The organism is Nocardiopsis protaetiae (genome assembly GCF_045446735.1).
In the GTDB taxonomy this organism is placed as follows: Bacteria; Actinomycetota; Actinomycetes; order Streptosporangiales; family Streptosporangiaceae; genus Nocardiopsis; species Nocardiopsis protaetiae.
Window position 1 is genome coordinate 1 of sequence record NZ_JBJJBV010000071.1, and the last position, 14120, is coordinate 14120.

Genomic DNA, 14120 nt, shown 5'->3' on the forward strand with positions numbered 1-14120 from the left:
CTGGTGCAGAAGCTGAAGGTGCCCGAACGCCCGGCCATGGGCGTGCTCGCCGCGCTGCGGCTGCTGCCGCTGCTCGCCGACCAGTGGCGCACCATCACCCTGGCCCGGCGGGCCCGCGGGCTGGAGGCGGGCCGCAACCCGGCGCGGATGGTGTCGCTGTTCTTCGGGCGGATGTTCGCGCTCCTGGTGCGGGCCATCCGCACCGGGACGCTCATGGCCACCGCCATGGACGCCCGCGGCTTCGGCACCGGGCCGCGCAGCCACGCCCGGCGCAGCCGCTGGACCACCGCCGACACGCTGCTGCCGGTCGGCGCGCTGCTGCTGCTGGCCGCCGCCTACACGCTGTCCGCGCGGCTGGGCACCCTGGTGCTGCTGTTCTCGTGACCCGGGTGGTAGGAATCCTGGGACAGTGACGTCGAAGAACGAGGAAGAGGTGGGGCACGTGGCCGAGTTCGTGCGCGTGGAGACCGACCCCGAGCACCCGGCGGTCGCCGTGATCCGGCTGGACCGACCCAAGGTGAACGCGCTCAACGCGGTGCTGACGGCCGAGATCGCCGAGGCCGCCGCGCGGGTCGCCGCCGACCCGGCGGCCCGCGCGGTCGTGGTCTACGGCGGCGAGCGGTTCTTCGTGGCGGGGGCCGACATCAAGGAGATGGCCGAGCGCACCCACGCGGAGATGCTGGAGTACGCCCGCAACCTCCAGGGCGCGCTGACCGCGGTGGCGCGCATCCCCAAGCCCGTGGTCGCTGCCGTCACCGGCTACGCCCTGGGCGGCGGCCTGGAGCTGGCGCTGGCCGCCGACTTCCGGGTGGTGGGGAGCAAGGCCAAGCTGGGCGTCCCCGAGATCCAGCTCGGCGTGATCCCCGGGGCGGGCGGCACCCAGCGGCTGCCCCGGCTCATCGGCCCGGCCCGCGCCAAGGAGCTGATCTTCAGCGGCCGCCACGTGGACGCCGCCGAGGCGAAGGAGATCGGCCTGGCCGACGCGGTCGTCGCCGACGAGGACGTCTACGCCGAGGCCGTGGCGTTCGTCGCCCGCTTCGCCGACGGCCCCGCGGTGGCGCTGGCCGCCGCCAAGGAGAGCGTGGACCGCGGCCTGGAGACCGACCTGGACACCGGGCTGGAGATCGAGCGCCTGCACTTCGCCGGGCTGTTCGCCACCGAGGACCAGAAGACCGGCATGCGCAGCTTCATCGAGCAGGGCCCGGGCAAGGCCACCTTCAACGGCCGCTGATCCGCGGCGGGTTCGGCGAGGCGCCGGCGGGGTTCTGGAGGCCCTGGAGGAGAAGTCCGAGGAACGAGGACTTCGACGGAGGGGCCGAAGGTTCCCGCCCTCAAAGGGCGCCGAGCACGGACCGAAGCGGAGCGGAGGTCCAAAGGAACACGGGCCGGCGGGGTGGGCGGGACGGGTTCACAGGGACCGAAACGCTCACCCCGGAGTCCGAAACCGGCCAGTTCGGGCAGGCCGGGGGGAACCGCCCGCCCGGATTTTCCGTCATACTCGGTGGTGGTCGTCGACGATGAGGGACCGACCGCCGGAGCCCCCAGACTTCCCGGCGGCGCCGAGCAGACCACAAGGCCCCGTCGGGGCTCGTACAAGCCAATGGTGACCCATTCCCCCGGCCGATAAGCTGGACGTGGCGGTTATGCGGTCTTTTGAGGGGATGAGTACTCGATGGCAATGTCGGCAGGTTTCCCCATGGGTGAGGAGCTGCCGGAGCGCATCGGCCACTACGTGATCCGCCGCCGCATCGGATCGGGCGGCATGGGCGTGGTGTACCAGGCCGAAGATCCCCGGACCCAGCAGTTCGTCGCGGTGAAGGTCCTCAAGCCCGAGGTCGCCGGCGACCGCATCGCTCGCGCCCGGCTCGCCCGCGAGGTCGAGACGATGCGCCGGGTGCAGAGCCCCAACGTGGCCGAGGTCATCGACGCCAACATCGACGCCGAGCTGCCCTGGGTGGTCACCGAGTACATCCCCGGTCCCACCCTGGACGCCACCGTCACCGACCACGGGCCGCTGCGCGGGCGCGCGCTCACCCGGTTCATCACCGGCCTGGCCCGGGCCATCAAGGACATCCACGCGGTCGACGTCATCCACCGCGACCTCAAGCCCGGCAACGTCATCATCTCCAACGGCGAGCCGATCGTCATCGACTTCGGCATCGCGCACGCCGTCGACGGCGCCAAGCTCACCCAGACCGGCACCTTCGTCGGCACGCCCAGCTACCTCTCGCCGGAGGTCATCGAGGGCACCGCGCTGGGGCCGGCCACCGACATCCACGCCTGGGGCGGCACGGTCGCCTTCGCCTCCACCGGCCGCCCGCCCTACGGCGCGGGCGCCTTCGAGGTGATCTTCTTCCGGATCCTCAACGGCGAGATCGACATGGACGGGATGCACGAGGCGCTGCGGCCGCTGGTCTCGCGCGCCGTCTCCCGCGACATGCGCCGCCGGCCCACCGCCTCCGAGCTGGTGGCCGAGGCCGGGGCGCTCAACCTCGACCTGCCCTGGACCGAGGACCCCGGCGCCAAGCCGTCGGGGCTGACGGGCAACCACACCGTCTACCACTCGCCGGTGCCCGGGGCCGACTCCGGCTCCGGCCGTCCCGCCGCAGACCTGGGCGGCGGCGCGGGTGCCGCGGGTGCCGCGGGCGGTTCCGGTGGCGCGGGCGGTGCGGGCGCGGCCCTGGGCGGTGCCGCGCTGGGCGGCGCGGCCGGGTACCTGGCCAGCCGGATGACGCAGGGCGGGGGCGAGGGCTGGAACAGCGGCCCCAACCCCACCGCCAGCGCCTGGTCCGCGCCGGGCGACCAGCGCCGGGAGTCGCGTTCGGAGTCGGGCGGCTGGGGCGACGAGGAGCCCACCAACGACCTCTCCGGCGGCCGCGACCGCGGCTGGGAGGACGACGCCACCGACGACCTGGGCGGGATCGGCACCGAGCGGATCGCCCCGGGCGCGCTGGAGGACCGGGGCACCGAGCGCATCGCGCCGAACCGCTACGAGGACCCGGGCGACCGGGGCACGGAGCGGATCGCCCCGCACAGGGCCGACGAGCTGGACGACCCGCAGGGCACGATGCGGATCAACCCGCTGGCCGACGACGCGGGCACGCGGCGCTTCGACCCGGTCCCCGCCGACGACGACGACGAGGGCACGATGCGGATCGACCCGGCGGGCGACGCCGGCGACCCGCAGGGCACGATGATGCTCGACCCGCGCGAGGCGGGCCGGGGCGGCGGGCGCTCCCCCCTCGACTACGAGGAGCCCTACGACGAGCCGCAGGAGCAGTACCAGGCCCCGCAGACGCAGTTCTTCAACACGCCGCTGCACAAGGGCGACTTCTCGGACATCCTGACCCCGGTCGACGACGGCAGCGGGCGCGGCAACCACACGCAGGAGTTCGACGAGGACGACTACGAGGAGCAGAGCGGCTGGCTGGACCGCTTCCGGCGCGGCGGCAACGACCGGATGGGCGGCTACTTCCGGGGCGACAGCGACACCGGCGAGTACGACGAGTACGACTCCCTCTACGAGGACGAGGAGGGCGAGTACGAGGAGCGGGTGTACCAGATGCACCCGCTGATCCTCATCCCGGTGGTGCTGACGCTGGCCGGGCTGGGCCTGGTGTTCCCGTGGATCGGCATTCTCCTGGGCATCCTGGTCATCGCCGGGCTGAGCGCGCTGGACGTGGTCAAGGCCGAGCACGCCAAGCGGCTCCAGACGCGCGGCCCGCGCAACTCCGACAGCGTGGTGGTGGCGCTCAGCTTCCCGTGGGCGTTCGGCCGGATGCTGCTGCGCACGGTGGGGTTCGGCCTGGTGTACCTGGTGGCGGGCATCCTCCTGGGCTTGGTCTACGCCCAGATCGTGGACACCGCGAACGAGGGGCCCAACTACATCGGCGGGTTCGCGGTGTTCGTGACGATGCTGCTCAGCTACCTGATGCCCAGCGGCCGCCAGGCCCGGCACCAGGCCGTGTGGCTGACCGAGCGGGTCCGGTTCCGCAACCTGTACGTGTACATCGGCGTGATCGTCGCCGTGGTGCTGCTGACGATGCTCATCCTGTCGTTCGGCTTCGGCTCCGCGCCGGACTGGCGGCTGGGGCCGCTCCAGGGCCCGGCCGACTGGTTCGGCAACTGACGCGTCCAGGGCGCCCCCGCTCCTCCTCGGAGCGGGGGCGCCCTGATGTTCGGGGGCGGTGCGCCGACGGTGTCGGACCGGGCGGTGACTAAGGTGTGAGAAGGGGTTCGGGGCCCCTGCCAGCAGGGCCCCGGCAGTGGTGGTCCGCCGCAGGGCGGGGCCGTGGGAACCGGCGCCACCAGTAGTGGTTAGGGTTTCCTAAGTAAAAACGGGGGCCGCGGGTTGGCCTTCAAGCTACTAGCCAGTAACATCTGGACTATGAGCACACCGCGGGGCCGATCGACCGGAAAGACCGGACCCGCCGTCGGATGACCGAACGTCGTTCGACATTGTTGGCATACGGGGCGCGCCAGCGTCCGACCGCCGCACGGCGGATCATGGAGTGCAGGGAGGTCGGCCACCGGCCATGAATATTGTCGTTTTGGTCAAGCAGGTCCCGGACACGGCGACCGAACGGAAGCTCAACGCCGCCGACAACACGCTGGACCGCGCAGCGTCCGACGGCGTCGTCAACGAGCTCGACGAGTACGCGATCGAGGAAGCCCTCCTGCTCAAGGAGAAGCACGGCGGCGAGGTCACCATCCTGACGATGGGACCGGACCAGGCCACGGACTCGATCCGCAAGGCCCTGTCCATGGGCGCCGACAAGGCCGTCTTCGTCAACGACGACGCCCTCCACGGCTCGGACTCCCTCCAGACCGCCTACGCGCTCGCGCAGGCCCTGGGCACCCTGGAGTTCGACCTGGTCGTCCTGGGCTCGGAGTCCACCGACGCCCGCACCGGCGTCGTCGGCGCCGCGCTCGCCGAGTACCTCGGCCTGCCCCAGCTCACGCTGGCCGGCAAGGTCGACGTGGACGGCGGCGCCATCAAGATCCAGCGGCAGACCGACTACGGCTACGACGTCGTCGAGGCGCAGCTGCCCGCCGTCGTCTCCGTCGTGGAGAAGATCAACGAGCCGCGCTACCCGTCCTTCAAGCTGATCATGCAGGCGAAGAAGAAGCCGGTGGACAAGAAGTCCGCGGCCGACGCCGGCATCGACACCGCCAAGGTCGGACTGGCCAACGCCACCACCGAGACCGTCGACTTCGCAGCCGCGCCGCCGCGCGCCGCGGGCACGATCGTCAAGGACGAGGGCGACGGCGGCGTGAAGATCGCCGACTTCCTCGCCGAGAAGAAGTTCGTGTAGGTCAGGCGAGAGACTCAGGAAGGTTCAAGGATTATGGCTGAGGTCCTCGTCCTCGTCGACCACGTCGACGGACAGGTCAAGAAGGTCACCACCGAGCTGCTCACCGCCGCGCGCCGCATCGGCGAGCCCGCCGCGGTCTGGGTCGGCGAGGGTGTGGAGTCGGGCAAGGCCGCGCTGGCCGAGTTCGGCGCCGAGAAGGTCTACGTCGCTCCGGCCGAGCTCAACGACTACGTCGTCGCGCCCAAGGCCGAGCTGCTCGCCAAGCTCGCCCAGGACAAGGGCGCCGCCGCCATCCTCGTCTCGGCCACCGCCGAGAACAAGGAGATCGCCGGCCGCACCGCCGTCAAGCTGGGCTCGGGCGTGCTCACCGACGTGGTCGACGTCAACGCCGACCTGGTCACCGAGCACAGCATCTTCGGTGGCGCCACCGTCACCCACGCCCGCGTCAAGACCGGTGTCCCGGTCGTCGCGGTCCGCCCGAACTCCGTGCCGCCCGTGGCCGCCGCCGGTGCCGCCGCCGAGGAGGCCGTCACCGTCGAGCTGTCGGACGCCGCCAAGACCGCCAAGGTCGTCGAGCGCGTCGTCCAGGAGCAGGGCGAGCGCCCCGAGCTGACCGAGGCCGCCATCGTGGTCTCCGGCGGCCGCGGCGTGGGCTCCGACGACTTCACCGTCGTCGAGAACCTCGCGGACTCGCTCGGTGCCGCCGTCGGCGCCTCCCGCGCCGCCGTCGACTCCGGCTGGTACCCGAACCAGTTCCAGGTCGGCCAGACCGGTAAGACGGTCAGCCCGAACCTGTACGTCGCCCTGGGCATCTCCGGCGCGATCCAGCACCGGGCCGGCATGCAGACCTCGAAGAACATCGTCGCGGTCAACAAGGACCCCGAGGCGCCGATCTTCGAGCTGGTGGACTTCGGTGTCGTGGGCGACCTGCACACCGTCGCCCCGCAGCTGACCGAGGAGATCAAGAAGCGCAAGTAGTCGCGGGTGGTCCGTGCGGACCACCGGCGCCGCGCTCCGCGACCCCGAACGCCCGGCCAGGGTCCTGGCCGGGCGTTCGCGCGCGGACGGGGGTGGCTCAGGCCGCGACGGGCGCGGACTCCACCTCCCCCGTGGCGCCCTCGCTGACAGCCCGTTCGCCCGAGCAGCGCCACAGGCCCAGGAGCAGCAGGGCCACGGTGGCCGCGGCCGCCGCCCACAGCAGGGTTCCGGGCACGGACAGCGCGCCCAGGGCGAGCCCGCCGCCGGGCAGGAACAGCACCACCGCGCCGCACAGCGCCACCAGCACCCGCAGCGGCACGTCCACCGCCCGGCGCGGATGGTAGTGCCCCATGGCCGCGAAGGTCATCGCCAGGCAGCCCAGGGTCAGCAGCGCGACGTCCCCGATCTGGGCCCACCCCGTGGTGACCACCGCGTCGGTCCGGACGAAGATGCCGAAGGTCACCAGCACGATCGGCAGGCACAGCTTGAGCGCCTCCCACATCGTCGCCATGAACGAGGCGTCCGCGATGCGCGAGGCCACCGCGGCCGTCAGCGATGTCGGCGGCGACAGCTCGCCCCAGATCGCCAGCATGAACGCGAAGAAGTGCGCCACCCACGGGTCGATGCCCCACTCCACCAGCGGCTGGACCACCACCACCGCCACGATGATGTAGGTGGCGGTCGGCGGCAGGCCGGTGCCCACCAGCCAGCCGAACAGGAACGCCGTCAGCACCGTGAGCACGATGCTCCACGAGGCCAGGTCCAGCATCAGCGACCCCATGCGCAGGATGAACCCGGTGAGGGTGAACAGCCCGATCATGATGCCCAGGGTCGCCATGAGGATCACCAGGTACCAGGTGAGCTCGGCGAACGTCTCCACCGTGACCCGCAGGTCCCGTGCCAGGCTCCGCCGTTCCGCGGTGTCGCGCAGCAGGTACCGCTGGACGAAGTGGAACAGGAGCATCGCGGAGAACAGCAGCGTCGCGGCGTACAGGGCCGCGCGCATCTCCCCGAACCCGGCCACGCCCAGCAGCAGGATCAGCGCGATCACCGCCCCGAAGAACAGGCCGGTCTTGACGTGGCGGACCACGCCCACCACCGGCGGCGGCACGTGCCCGGCCGCCAGGCGGCGCACGCTCAGCAGGTACACCGCCAGGCTGAGCGTGACGAAGTAGACCGCCGAGATCCCGAACCCGCGCAGCGCCACCTCCCAGTAGGGCACCTGGAGGATGTCGGCCATGATGAAGCCCGCCACCGCCATCAGCGGCGGCAGCATCAGCCCGCCCATGGACGCGGCCGTCTCCACCGCGCTCGCCTGCCTGCCGCGCAGGCCGTGGCGTTTCATCAGCGGGATGGTGAAGCCGCCGGTCACCGCGGCGTTGGCGGCCGCGCTGCCGGTGACCATGCCCACCGACACCGACGCCAGCACCGTGGTCAGCGGCACGGTGCGCCTGCGCTGACCCACCAGCCGCTGCATGGTGAGCATGATCGCCTCCTGGCCGCCGAACCCGCGGGCGACCGCGGCCAGCAGCAGGAACGCGGCGATCAGGGTGAGCGCCATCTGGGTGTAGCCGCCGAAGACCCCCGTGGAGAACTCCACGGTGGAGGAGGTGACGATGCGCTCCAGGGAGGCGCCCGGGTGCCAGAAGAACGAGCCCATGGGCAGGTACGAGCCCCACAGCGCGTACGCCACCAGGACGAGGTTGACCACGAACAGCACGAAGTGCGCGGTGCGGGAGATCTCGAAGACCAGCAGCAGCACCAGGGAGCCCATGACCAGGTCCAGGGTGGTGTACGAGCCCGAGCGCAGCAGGGTGAGGGCGTCGTACTCGGACCAGAAGTAGGCCAGGGCGGTCAGGGCGATGAGGCTGTAGAGGACGGTGAAGGCGCGGTTGACGCTCCGACCGGTGCGCTCGCCGAACCGCACGGCGAACCAGGGGTAGGGGCCGCCGTCGAGGTAGGCGCGCAGCGCCCACAGCACGATCGCCACCGGCAGCAGGCGGGTGGCGAGCCAGCGGGCGCCGCCGTGGCCGGTGGCGAAGTAGGCGAGCAGGGACAGGAGCAGGACGGCCGCGACGACCAGGTAGAGGTTCGCGGCGGTGAACCACCGGCGTTCCGGGGGCGGGGCGGCGGGCTCCGTGGTGCTCACGGGGTCTCCGCGATGGTCCAGGAGTCGTCCCAGGCCCCGCGCTCCCGGAGGAACGCGGCCAGGCCCGGGTGGACCGGCACGTCCGGGACGGCGGAGATCGCGCCGGTCTGGGTGCCCACGAAGTCGTCGGCGAGCGGGGTGAAGCCCGGGTCCAGCCGGACCAGCTCCTCCACCCGGCCCTCCAGGCTCTCCAGGATGGCCAGCACCAGCTCCTCGTCCATGTCGGCGCGGACGTTGAAGCCGAACAAGATGGGGACGGCGCGGATCGCGTCGGTGCCCAGGTCCTGGGTGAACGCGTTGGACGGGTCGACCGTGACGACCTCCAGGCCCGCCGCCTCGATGGTCCCCACCTCGGCGTCGGAGAGCTGGACCGGGGCCAGGTCGATGGTCAGCTCGCCCTCCTGCCAGTAGGTGGGCAGCGAGGAACCGGCGGTGGTGTAGGCGCCCGCGGAGACGATGGAGCCGCCCTGGAGGGAGTCGGCGACGGCCGAGGAGTCGATCTCGACGTGGTTGAACTCGTAGCCGAGGGTGTCGAAGACGCGCTGGTAGTTGAGCCAGTTCATGTACCCGGCGGGGGTGTAGAAGCCGGGTTCGCCGTCCAGGTCGGCCCAGGAGGAGAGGTCGGCGGCGTTCGCGGTGTCGGTGACCACGAACGACTCCATGGGATAGGCGTAGAAGGTGTGGACGAGCTCGCCGACCCCGGGCTCGTAGCCCTGCCAGGCGTCGCCGCCGTTGACGAAGTCGAGCATGCCGACGTCGGCGGTGTAGGCGATGTCGGCCTCGCCGTCCATGACGGCCTTCATGTCGGCGGTGGTGTCGGGGTAGGGGTGGACGGTGACGATGGTGCCCTCGGGCAGGTCGCGGTTGAGGAAGTCGGCGATGAAGCTGGACACGCGGTATCCGTAGGAGCCGACGTCGGAGGTCACCCAGCGCAGGGAGGTGCCGCCGCCACCGCCCTCGCCGCAGGCGGTCAGGAGCAGGACGGCGGAGGCGGCCAGGGCGGTGCAGGCGCGCAGGGGGTGCGGGGTGGTGCGGGTGAGGCCGGGGTTACGGCGTGGGGGGTTCAACGACATCTCCTCGTGGCCCGGGAACGGGGGGTGGGCGGAGGCGGCGGGGGCAGGCGGCCGCCCCGGTCGGAGGTGGTGCTGCGTGCGACGCGCGCACGGCGCGGGAGCGCACGGAGGTGCGCGGGTGCCGCCCGGGGCCGGAGGAACGGCCCGGGTACGGCGGTGGGGGGGTCGGCGGAGTGACTGTGGTGTGTACCACATTCCCCATGCGGCCATCCTCGAACATCCCGGGTTCGCGGGCGGTCACGCCCGGAGAGCGGCGATCCGGGCGCGGACCTCGGCGCGGTGGCGGGACTCCCCGGTCTGCTCGTAGAGGGCCAGCGCCCTCTCCCACGCCTCGACCGCCCCGTCCTCGTCTCCGGTCGCGGCGAGGGTGATGCCGAGGTTGTGCCAGGCCTTGGCCTCGTCGTACGCGTCGCCCAGGCCGAGCAGCAGCGACTCCAGTGCCTGGTCCGGGGTGACCGGGTCGGGGGAGTAGCCGCGCAGGTCGACGAAGAGGGCGCCGGAGAACCACCCCGGCTCCACCGCCCGGTTCCCGACGACCACGGTCAGGGCGGTCTTGCCGACGCCGCCCATGCCCGAGACGGCCGAGACCAGGACCCCGCCCGCGTCTCCGTCCTTGCGCGGGTCGACGGCCTCCAGCAGCTCGGCCACCTCGCGTTCGCGGCCACTGAAGCCGGTGGCCGGTGCGGGCAGGGCGTTGCGGGCCTGGGGCTCCAGGGGGGACGGGCCGAGGGACGTCGGAACACCGACGGTAATCCGTCGCGGGGCCGTGACCGGGGCGGATGGGGATCCGGTGCTCGATGTGACCTTGGTGACCCATGGGGTGTCCGCCGGGGTCGCGAGTCGGGGAGGAACGGGGTTTGCGTGCGGGGCGGGTCCCGCGACCGGGACGGGTTGCGGGGTTCGTGGGTCGGAGGTGCCCGGGGATAAGTAGTCTTGTCGGAATACCCGGTCCGCAGTGCGATGGGAAGGGGTCCATATGGGTGCTTCCGATGTGGATGTGACGGCCTCCACCGAGTGGTGGCGCGGGCTCAACCAGGCCAAGGCCACCACCCGCCCCGCGAGCGAGGCCGAACCCCTCATCGCGGAGCACCTGCGCTGGTACCCCAAGGCCGACACCGCGCTGCTGGCGCGCGCCTACGCCGTCGCCGACCACCTGCACCGGGAGCAGAAGCGCAAGAGCGGCGAGCCGTTCATCATCCACCCCCTGGCCGTCGCCACCATCCTCGCCGAGCTCGGCCTGGACACCGCCACCCTCGTCGCCGCACTCCTGCACGACACCGTGGAGGACACCCCGTTCAGCCTCGCCCACCTCGCCGCGGAGTTCGGCACCGAGGTGGGCGTCATGGTCGACGGGGTCACCAAGGTCGACCGGTCGATGTACGGCAGCGCCGCCGCCGGGGAGACCTTCCGCAAGATGGTCGTCGCCGCCCGCGACGACCTCCGGGTCCTGCTGATCAAGCTCGCCGACCGGGTCCACAACCTGCGCACCCTGCAGTTCCAGCCGCCGCACAAACGGGTGAAGATCGCCAAAGGCACCCGGGAGCTGCTCATCCCGCTGGCCGAGCGGCTGGGCGTGTACAAGCTCAAACGGGAGCTCGAAGACCTGTGTTTCGAGTACCTGGAGACCGAGGAGTTCGAGCGCACCCGCGAGTGCGCCGCGCTGGTGCGGGACCGGGCGAAGCCGGAGACCGAGGCGCTGACGGGGGCGCTGCGCGACAGCCTGGCGGCGTTCCGGGTCAAGGCGGACGTGGAGGTCCGGCCGCGCCACCTGGCGTCGGTGTTCCACTCCGGGGCCCCGCTCGCCACGCTGGACCCGCAGGCGACCGTGCGGTACCTGGTGGTGGTCCGCGGCGAGGAGCGCAACGCCTACCTGGCACTGGGGGCGGTGCACGGCAGGTGGCAGCCGGCCCCCGCGAAGTTCCGCGACTTCATCGCCTCACCCAAGTACAACCTGTACCGGGCGCTGCACACGACCGTGCTCACCGACACCGGGCACCGGGTGCAGATCATCATCTGCGACAACCGCGCCCAGCAGGTGTCGGAGTACGGGATCATCGCCGAGATCCATGAGAACACCGGCCGCGACGGGCGGCTGAGCGCCGGGGGCACCACCGACCCGGAGTGGCTGACCCGCCTGCTGCGCTGGCAGGAGGGCGCCTCGGCGGAGGAGCTGCTGGAGGGGGTGCGCACCGACCTCGCGGACAGCATCACGGTGCTCACCGTGGACGGCGGCATCCTCACCCTGCCCGAGGGGTCCACCCCGGTGGACGTGGCCTACGCCCTGGACAACGACATCGGCGACCGGTTCTCGGCGGCGACGGTCAACGGGCGACTGGCGCTGCCCAGCGCCCAGGTCCGCGAGGGGGACACCGTCCAGATCATCACCAAGGCCGAGCCGGGCCCGGATCGGGCGTGGCTGGACTCGGCCCGCACCGGCAAGGCCCGGGTGGCGATCGGGGCCTGGCACCGCACCCGGGACCGGGAGCGCACCGAGGTCGCGGGCCGGCGCGCGGTGGCGGAGTTCATGGGCGGCGACCGGAGCCTGATCGAGGCGGAGTCGTCGGGGGACATGATCAGCGTGGCCCGACGGGCGGGCTACGCCACGCTGGAGGAGTTCTACGTGGCCACGGGCTACGGACAGATCGACCCCGCGGACATGCTGCCCCGCCCCACGGACGACGACCCACAGCCCTAGACGACAGACGCCGGTGCCCCCGGGCCAGCAGACGGGTGCGGTGTTAACGCTGTGGGGACCAAAGGCCACCTGTCCGGGGCCCAGATACAGCCCGAAGAAGGAATCGGTTCCTCCGCCCCCAGCCCCAGCCGGAGGACGTAGCGCTTCCCCTACCCCAGGGGGTTTCCCACCTACCCGAGTCCCCAGCCCCAACCCGGCCACATCCCTGACCACCCTCGCCGCAGGGGGTGACGGCCGCACGAGGCCTCCCGCCCCGGCCGCAGGGGGTGTCGGTAGAGCGGGACGGGGCCCGGGCCCCGGGGGGTGAGACAGCAAGAGCAGGTTTCCAGAACGGCAACCATCTGCGGAGGGCGGTGTAGGGGGCCGGTCTCGGTCGCGTTGGTCTCCACGGGTCACCGTTTGGGAACGTACAGACCCGGGCTGGGCGCGGAGCCGTCCCCACGGTACGAGGTCCGGCAGACCACAGAGGCGTACGCGTTGGACTCACGTCCGGGGTGGTGGGGGTGTTTTCAGGGGACGGGTCGGGGCACAGCGCACATCCCCGGCCACACAGGTCCACGGAAAGACGCTCCGACTGTGAAGCCGCGGTTGCACAGACCTCGCTTGAAAGCCCGACCACAGACGGGGTAACCCCCGCTTCCACTGCCCTCCCCGCCGCAGGGGGTGTCGGGAGGAAGAACCACAACCCCGGCCCCAGAGGGTGAAACCCCGGCCCCGATCGCCCTCCCCGCCACAGGGGGTGTCGGGAGGAAGAACCACAACCCCGGCCCCAGAGGGTGAAACCCCGGCCCCGATCGCCCTCCCCGCCACAGGGGGTGTCCGGAGGAAGAACCACAACCCCGGCCCCAGAGGGTGAAACCCCGCCCCCACCCGCCCCCACCCGCCCTCCCCACCCCCCACCGCAACAGCCCAGGCGAATGCCAGAGGTTTTCGGGTAGTGGGCTCCGAGGAGGTGAGTGCCGTGGTGGACGCTGTGAGGATCCGGGCCGGGCGCCGGGTGGTGGAAGTGCGGCGGCCGGGCAAGGAGCTGTTCGGGAAGGGCGGCCGCAGCAAGGAGGACCTGGCCCGCTACTACGTGCGGATCGCACCACTGATGCTGCCGCACCTGCGGGGGCGGCCGGTGGCACTCGAACGCTACCCCGACGGGGTGGACGGGCCCGGGTTCTTCGTCAAGCACCCGTCGGTGCCCGACTGGGTGCGCACCCTGGAGACCGGCGGCGGGACGATGATGGAGGCCCGCGACGCGGCGGCGCTGGTGTGGTGCGCCGACCAAGCCGCGATCACCCTGCACGCCTGGCAGTCACGGGAACCGGACCTGGGACGCCCCGACCTGCTGGTGCTGGACCTGGACCCGACCGGGCCGGAGGGGTTCGCGGCCTGCAAGGCCGCGGCGTGGGACGCGCGGGAGGTGCTGGAGGAGGCGGGCCTGGCCGCCTACGTGATGACCACCGGCTCCCGGGGCCTGCACGTCCGCTCACCGCTGCGCCCGGAACTGGACGACCAGGAGATCCGGAACCTGGCCGAGCTCCTGGCCGAGCGGGTGGCGGACCGCGCTCCCGGGGAACGGACCACCGAGGTGCGCAAGAACAAGCGTGAGGGCCGACTGTTCGTGGACTACCTGCGCAACGGCCGGGAGCAGCTGGCCGTCGCCCCGTACTCGGTGCGGGTGCGCGAGGGCGGCCCGGTCGCCGCACCGCTGTTCTGGGAGGAGCTGGACGGCCTCGCCTCGGCGCGCGACTTCGGCATGGACCTGGAGCGGGATGAGTGCCCCTTCCAGGGGATGCACCGGCACGCCCGCTCCCCGAAGCGGGTACCGCTGTGACCCGCCCCCCACCCCCCGCCCCCCGCACCCCACCCCCGAACCCGGTCCGGTACCGGTACCAGCACCGGTGTAACCATGCCCCCCAAAA

At 72.0% G+C, this 14120-nt stretch carries 10 protein-coding genes; 7 read left to right on the forward strand and 3 right to left on the reverse strand.

Annotation, left to right across the window (positions count from 1 at the left end; genetic code table 11):
* From ACJOT3_RS13315 to ACJOT3_RS13335, 5 genes are all read left to right on the forward strand, one after another.
* A partial coding sequence (locus tag ACJOT3_RS13315) for an energy-coupling factor transporter transmembrane component T (RefSeq protein ID WP_406972449.1) occupies positions 1–384 on the forward strand: 384 nt, incomplete at its 5' end.
* Between the two features lie 58 nt (positions 385–442).
* Positions 443–1231 (forward strand): enoyl-CoA hydratase/isomerase family protein, encoded by a 789-nt coding sequence (locus tag ACJOT3_RS13320; RefSeq protein ID WP_406972506.1) that lies wholly within the window; start codon positions 443–445, stop codon positions 1229–1231.
* A 465-nt stretch (positions 1232–1696) separates the two neighbouring features.
* Positions 1697–4129, forward strand: a complete 2433-nt coding sequence (locus tag ACJOT3_RS13325; RefSeq protein WP_406972451.1) for a protein kinase domain-containing protein — start codon at positions 1697–1699, stop codon at positions 4127–4129.
* A gap of 406 nt (positions 4130–4535) precedes the next feature.
* Positions 4536–5315, forward strand: a complete 780-nt coding sequence (locus tag ACJOT3_RS13330; RefSeq protein ID WP_306365913.1) for an electron transfer flavoprotein subunit beta/FixA family protein — start codon at positions 4536–4538, stop codon at positions 5313–5315.
* A 33-nt stretch (positions 5316–5348) separates the two neighbouring features.
* Positions 5349–6293, forward strand: coding sequence for an electron transfer flavoprotein subunit alpha/FixB family protein (locus tag ACJOT3_RS13335; protein WP_406972453.1), 945 nt, complete (start codon positions 5349–5351; stop codon positions 6291–6293).
* A 97-nt stretch (positions 6294–6390) separates the two neighbouring features.
* Here the strand turns inward: ACJOT3_RS13335 and ACJOT3_RS13340 are convergent, their stop codons facing one another.
* The 3 genes from ACJOT3_RS13340 to ACJOT3_RS13350 all read right to left on the reverse strand — a co-directional run bounded on the left by ACJOT3_RS13340 (position 6391) and on the right by ACJOT3_RS13350 (position 10595).
* A complete protein-coding gene (locus tag ACJOT3_RS13340) occupies positions 6391–8442 on the reverse strand; it encodes a TRAP transporter fused permease subunit (RefSeq protein ID WP_406972456.1) in 2052 nt (683 codons plus the stop codon).
* A complete protein-coding gene (locus ACJOT3_RS13345) occupies positions 8439–9509 on the reverse strand; it encodes a TAXI family TRAP transporter solute-binding subunit (RefSeq protein ID WP_406972458.1) in 1071 nt (356 codons plus the stop codon). Before ACJOT3_RS13345 ends, ACJOT3_RS13340 begins: the two co-directional genes overlap by 4 nt.
* 243 nt (positions 9510–9752) lie before the next feature.
* The gene (locus ACJOT3_RS13350; RefSeq protein ID WP_406972460.1) at positions 9753–10595 is read right to left on the reverse strand and encodes an ATP-binding protein; all 843 of its coding nucleotides are present in this window, start codon (positions 10593–10595) and stop codon (positions 9753–9755) included.
* Between ACJOT3_RS13350 and ACJOT3_RS13355 the strand changes: the two genes are divergently transcribed.
* Both ACJOT3_RS13355 and ligD read left to right on the forward strand, forming a co-directional pair.
* Positions 10492–12210 (forward strand): RelA/SpoT family protein, encoded by a 1719-nt coding sequence (locus ACJOT3_RS13355; RefSeq protein ID WP_406972462.1) that lies wholly within the window; start codon positions 10492–10494, stop codon positions 12208–12210. The genes ACJOT3_RS13350 and ACJOT3_RS13355 overlap by 104 nt on opposite strands.
* 961 nt (positions 12211–13171) lie before the next feature.
* Positions 13172–14032 (forward strand): non-homologous end-joining DNA ligase, encoded by an 861-nt coding sequence (ligD, locus tag ACJOT3_RS13360; RefSeq protein ID WP_406972464.1) that lies wholly within the window; start codon positions 13172–13174, stop codon positions 14030–14032.
* Positions 14033–14120: the final 88 nt, after the last annotated feature.

What these genes read in the sequence shown, in the direction of transcription:
- ACJOT3_RS13325 (WP_406972451.1), top strand. Translation starts at nt 1,697, where the DNA reads ATGGGTGAGGAGCTGCCGGAGCGCATCGGCCACTACGTGATCCGCCGC.
- ACJOT3_RS13330 (WP_306365913.1), top strand. Translation starts at nt 4,536, where the DNA reads ATGAATATTGTCGTTTTGGTCAAGCAGGTCCCGGACACGGCGACCGAA.
- ACJOT3_RS13335 (WP_406972453.1), top strand. Translation starts at nt 5,349, where the DNA reads ATGGCTGAGGTCCTCGTCCTCGTCGACCACGTCGACGGACAGGTCAAG.
- ACJOT3_RS13355 (WP_406972462.1), top strand. Translation starts at nt 10,492, where the DNA reads ATGGGTGCTTCCGATGTGGATGTGACGGCCTCCACCGAGTGGTGGCGC.
- ACJOT3_RS13350 (WP_406972460.1), bottom strand. Translation starts at nt 10,595, where the DNA reads ATGAGGGGTTCGGCCTCGCTCGCGGGGCGGGTGGTGGCCTTGGCCTGG.